The following is a 4,121-nucleotide window of genomic DNA, read 5'->3' as shown; positions in this document are numbered from 1 at the left end:
CTCGTCCAGCTCCTCGGGCTCCCGGCAGAAGACGGCGATGTCGGGCCTTTTCTAGGAGCCATCGGGGAAGCGCACGTAGACGCTGGCCACGTGGACGCAAGCGCAGGGGGCGCCCCCCTTAGGCCGGAGGCTTTGCCGGATCCGGTCCACCGCCTTCTGGTGCCGGTAGGTGGGCTGGGCCTCCCAGAGGGGAAGCCCCCCCACCCACTCCAGCCTGAGGCCGATGGCGTCCGCCTCCAAAAGCTTCTTGAGCACGCCCCTATTCTAGCGCTTCGTGGACGATCCGGCCCGCCACCAGGGTGAGGACGGGCCAGCCCCCGAGGACCCACCCCGCCCAGGGGGAGTAGCGGGCCTTGGAGGCGAAGGCGCTGGGGTCCACGGGGCGCTCCTTGGGGGAGAGGAGAACCAGGCTCGCCTCGGCCCCTTCCTCCAGGTGAAGGGGGGGGAGGCCCAGGACCCGCCTGGGGCCATCGGTGAAAAGCTCCACGAGCCTGGGGAGGGGAAAGCCCCGCTTGAGGTGGAGCTCGGTGTAGAGGAGGGGGAAGGCCACCTCGAGGCTCGGGATGCCGAAGGGGGCCCGGAGGAGGTCCATCTCCTTTTCCGCCAGGGTGTGGGGGGCGTGGTCGGTGGCGACGGCGTCTAGGGTTCCATCTAGGAGCCCTTCTAGGAGGGCTTCCCGGTCCTCCTTCCCCCTGAGGGGCGGGGCCACCTTGAAGAGGGGGTCAAAGCCCCTCAGGGCCTCCTCGGTGAGGGTGAGGTGGTGGGGGGTGGCCTCGGCGGTCACGGGAAGGCCCGCCCGCTTGGCCTCCCGGATGAGCTCCAGGCCCCGCCGGGTGGAGAGGTGCTGGACGTGGAGCCTGGGGGTGGCCTGGCTTCGCCTTCTGGCGTAGCGCAGGACCTCGAGGTCCCGGGCGATCCTTGCGGCCTCGGCCTCCGGGGGGTTTCCGGGAAGGCCCAGGAGGTCCGCCAGGGCCCCGTCGTTCATCACCCCCCCTCGCCTGAGGCTCGCGTCCTCCGCGTGCACCGCCACGGGAAGGCCTAAGGCCGCGGCCTGGAGGAGCCCCGCCGCCAGGACCCCGGCGTCTTCGTTGGTGCGCCCGTCGTCGGTGAGGAGGAGGGCCCCCGCCTCCTTTAAAAGCCCCGCCGGGGCGAGGTGCTTCCCCTCCTGCCCCAGGGTGAGGGCGGCCGCGGGGTGGAGCCTCGCGAGGCCCAGGGCCCTGGCCTTCTCCTTCAGGGCCCGCACCGCCTCCGGGGTGTCCACGGGGGGCTTGGTGTTGGGCATGGCGACGAGGTCGGTGTACCCCCCGCGTACCGCCGCGAGGAGCCCCGAGAAAAGGTCCTCCTTCACCTCCTCTCCCGGCTCCCTAAGGTGGGCGTGGAGGTCCAAAAACCCCGGGGCGAGGAGCAGGCCCGTCCCGTCCACCACCTCTTCGGCCTCCCCCCCTTCCAGGGAGAGGATCCTTCCCTCGCCGATGAGGACGTCCAGGGGGCCCCGTTCCCCCATAGCGTCCACGAGCCGCACGTTTCGGATCAGGATCATGCTTCCTCCAGTTCGGGCACCGGGTAGGTGGGCACCAGGGCCTTGGCCACCCGGTATTGCCTGCGGTCCAGGGTCAAGAACACCCCCGAAACCTGGCGAAAAAGGGCCATGGCCGCCGCCAGGTGGACGGCGTCCGCTCCCCGCAGGGGATGCTCGCGGGCAAGGAGGCTTGCCGCCTGCATCAGGGCCAGGCCGCTTTCCACGAGGTAGAGGCTCGGCAGAAGCTCTTCTAAAGACCGCACCGCCTTCCGAAAGCCCCTCGGGCTCAGGTGGCCCCCGTCCCGGCGCCCCCTTAGGGCGGCCACGGCTTCCGGGAGGAAGAGGTCGCAGGCCGCCAGGGGGGCCTCCCGGAGGAGGCCCCGAACCCAGGCGAAGGGCTCGCCAGGGTGGTCCACCACGAGGTAGAGGAGAGCGCTGGTGTCGGCGAAGAAGACCTTAGCGCCGTTCCTGGGTGAGGAGTTCATGGAGAGGGGGCGTTTCTCCCTTGAGGAGCACCGGCTTAGGGCGCCTCCTGCGGGCCTTTTGCGGGGGGCGGACCCGCACCCGGTGGAGAAGCTCCGCCAGGGCTTCTTCGGCCTTCACCATGGCCTCATGGTACCGCACGTCACCTCCCTTTTCCCACCAAAAGGTGGTAGAGCACCGCCATGCGCACCGCCACCCCGTTTTGCACCTGGCGGTTCACCAGGCTTCTTTCCGAGTCGGCCAGGGGGCCTTCCAGCTCCACGTCCCGGTTCATGGGGCCGGGGTGGAGGAGGGGGGCCTGGGGCTTGGCCAGGGCGAGCCTCCTCTCGGTCACCTGGTAGCGGGCGATGTAGTCCTCCAGGTGGACAAGCCCCGCCTCCATGCGCTCTTTCTGGAGCCTGAGCACCATGACGGCGTCCGCCTCCTCCAGGGCCTCCTCCAGATGGGGGGTAAGGTGGACCCCTGGAAGGCTTTTGGGCAGGAGGCTTGGGGGGCCCGCCAGGAAGACCCGGGCCCCGAGGAGGGGAAGGAGCTCGGCGTTTGAGCGGGCCACCCGGGAGTGGAGGATGTCCCCCACGATGGCGACCTTCTTCCCCTCTAGGGTCCCCAGGGCCTCGAGGAGGGTGTAGGCGTCCAGGAGGGCCTGGGTGGGGTGGGCGCGGCGGCCGTCCCCGCCGTTGATCACCGCCCCCTTGACCCAGCGGGTGGCCTGGTGGGGCACCCCGGCGGCATCGGCCCGGATCACGTAGGCGTCCACCCCCATGGCCTCGAGGGTGAGGAGGGTGTCCTTGTAGCTTTCCCCCTTCTGCAGGCTGCTGGTGGCCGCGGCGAAGGAGACCACGTCCGCCGACATGCGCCTTGCGGCGAGCTCAAAGGAGATCCGGGTCCTCGTGGAGGGCTCAAAGAAGACCGTGGCCACGGTGAAGCCCTGGAGGGCGGGGACCTTCTTGATGGGCCGCTCCAGGACCTCCCGCATCACCCGGGCCGTGTCCAGGAGGCCCTCCACCTCGGCCCTGTTCCAGCCCTGGAAGTCCAGGAGGTGCCTCATGCCCCCTCCCTTTCCCAAAGCTCCACCCGGTCCTCCCCGTCCACCTCCACCACCTTCACCTTCACCACCTCGTTCCGGGAGGTGGGGACGTTCTTCCCCACGAAGTCCGCCCGGATGGGAAGCTCCCTATGCCCCCGGTCCACCAGGACCGCGAGATAAATGCGCCTGGGCCTTCCCAGGTCCATGAGGGCGTCTAAGGCGGCCCGGGCGGTGCGGCCCGTGTAGAGGACGTCGTCCACCAGGACGATGGCCTTTCCCGTGAGGTCAAAGGGGATCCGGGTCTCCCGCACCTCGGGCCTAAAGCCGATCTCCGTGAGGTCGTCCCGGTAGAGGGTGATGTCCAGGACCCCCACGGGCACCTCCTTCCCCTCAAACTCCCCGATGAAGCGGGCGATGCGCCCGGCGAGGGGGATGCCCCGGGTGTGGATCCCCACCAGGGCCAGGCCCTCCGTCCCCTTGTTGGCCTCCACCACCTCGTGGGCGATGCGGTAGAGGGCCCGCCGCATCTCCTCGGCGTTCATGAGCTCCGCCTTATAGCGCACGCCCCACCCCCCAAAAAAGGCGGAGGCCGAAGCCTCCGCCGCCCTGCCTGGCCTTGGTCCTCTCCCTTGTTTCTCGCATCGTTCCCCCTTTCCGGCCTCGCGGGACCGGTTTAAAGGCCACCCCCACCTTACACCCCCTGCCCCTTCCGGGCAAGGGGAACCCCGCCCGAGGACGATGACCGCGTTCCAGGTGGCGCTAGAGGCTTTTATGGACGGGCGTACCGCCACCCCGTCCAGACGAGCACGGCGGCGAAGACGAGCCTCAGGGCGCCTTCCGGGAGGACGTGGGCCAGCTCCCCTCCGAGGAAGGTGCCCGCCAGGACCCCGGGCACGAGGCCTAGCGCGAGGTCCCGGTCCACGTTCCCCAGGCGCAGGTGGGTGTAGGCCCCCACCAGGCTCGCCGGGACCATGGCGAGGAGGCTTGTCCCCTGGGCGGTGTGCTGGGGCATCCCCAGGAGGAGGACCATGGCCGGGACCATGATCGTCCCGCCGCCCACCCCCATCATCCCCGAGAGGAAGCCGGTGAAGG

6 protein-coding genes and 1 pseudogene are annotated in these 4,121 nt (G+C 70.0%); all 7 read right to left on the bottom strand.

Annotated elements, in window-relative coordinates:
• Positions 1-54 precede the first annotated feature (54 nt).
• Positions 55-255: pseudogene (locus AC01Y6_RS09750) on the bottom strand (Uma2 family endonuclease); the annotation flags it as partial.
• A 4-nt stretch (positions 256-259) separates the two neighbouring features.
• A complete protein-coding gene (locus AC01Y6_RS09745) occupies positions 260-1,540 on the bottom strand; it encodes a dihydroorotase (RefSeq protein WP_476671323.1) in 1,281 nt (426 codons plus the stop codon).
• Entirely contained in the window at positions 1,537-2,004 is a 468-nt protein-coding gene (locus AC01Y6_RS09740; RefSeq protein WP_476671322.1) for a type II toxin-antitoxin system VapC family toxin, read from the bottom strand. Before AC01Y6_RS09740 ends, AC01Y6_RS09745 begins: the two co-directional genes overlap by 4 nt.
• Positions 1,976-2,125: a hypothetical protein gene (locus tag AC01Y6_RS09735; protein WP_428716867.1), complete on the bottom strand. Its 150-nt coding sequence runs from the start codon at positions 2,123-2,125 to the stop codon at positions 1,976-1,978. The genes AC01Y6_RS09740 and AC01Y6_RS09735 overlap by 29 nt, the downstream gene beginning before the upstream one ends.
• A 19-nt stretch (positions 2,126-2,144) precedes the next feature.
• Positions 2,145-3,050 carry an aspartate carbamoyltransferase catalytic subunit gene (locus AC01Y6_RS09730; protein WP_476671320.1) on the bottom strand — a complete coding sequence of 302 codons (906 nt, stop codon included), beginning with the start codon at positions 3,048-3,050 and terminating at the stop codon, positions 2,145-2,147.
• On the bottom strand, positions 3,047-3,592 hold the full coding sequence (gene pyrR, locus AC01Y6_RS09725; protein WP_476671319.1) for a bifunctional pyr operon transcriptional regulator/uracil phosphoribosyltransferase PyrR: 546 nt from the start codon (positions 3,590-3,592) through the stop codon (positions 3,047-3,049). Before pyrR ends, AC01Y6_RS09730 begins: the two co-directional genes overlap by 4 nt.
• A 206-nt stretch (positions 3,593-3,798) precedes the next feature.
• A partial coding sequence (locus AC01Y6_RS09720) for a sulfite exporter TauE/SafE family protein (protein ID WP_476671318.1) occupies positions 3,799-4,121 on the bottom strand: 323 nt, incomplete at its 5' end.

The organism is Thermus sp. (genome assembly GCF_056332225.1).
Note: the sequence above shows the minus strand (reverse complement) of the source record. Positions and strands in the feature narration are given on the sequence as shown.

What these genes read in the sequence shown, in the direction of transcription:
- AC01Y6_RS09745 (WP_476671323.1), bottom strand. Translation starts at nt 1,540, where the DNA reads ATGATCCTGATCCGAAACGTGCGGCTCGTGGACGCTATGGGGGAACGG.
- AC01Y6_RS09740 (WP_476671322.1), bottom strand. Translation starts at nt 2,004, where the DNA reads ATGAACTCCTCACCCAGGAACGGCGCTAAGGTCTTCTTCGCCGACACC.
- AC01Y6_RS09735 (WP_428716867.1), bottom strand. Translation starts at nt 2,125, where the DNA reads ATGGTGAAGGCCGAAGAAGCCCTGGCGGAGCTTCTCCACCGGGTGCGG.
- AC01Y6_RS09730 (WP_476671320.1), bottom strand. Translation starts at nt 3,050, where the DNA reads ATGAGGCACCTCCTGGACTTCCAGGGCTGGAACAGGGCCGAGGTGGAG.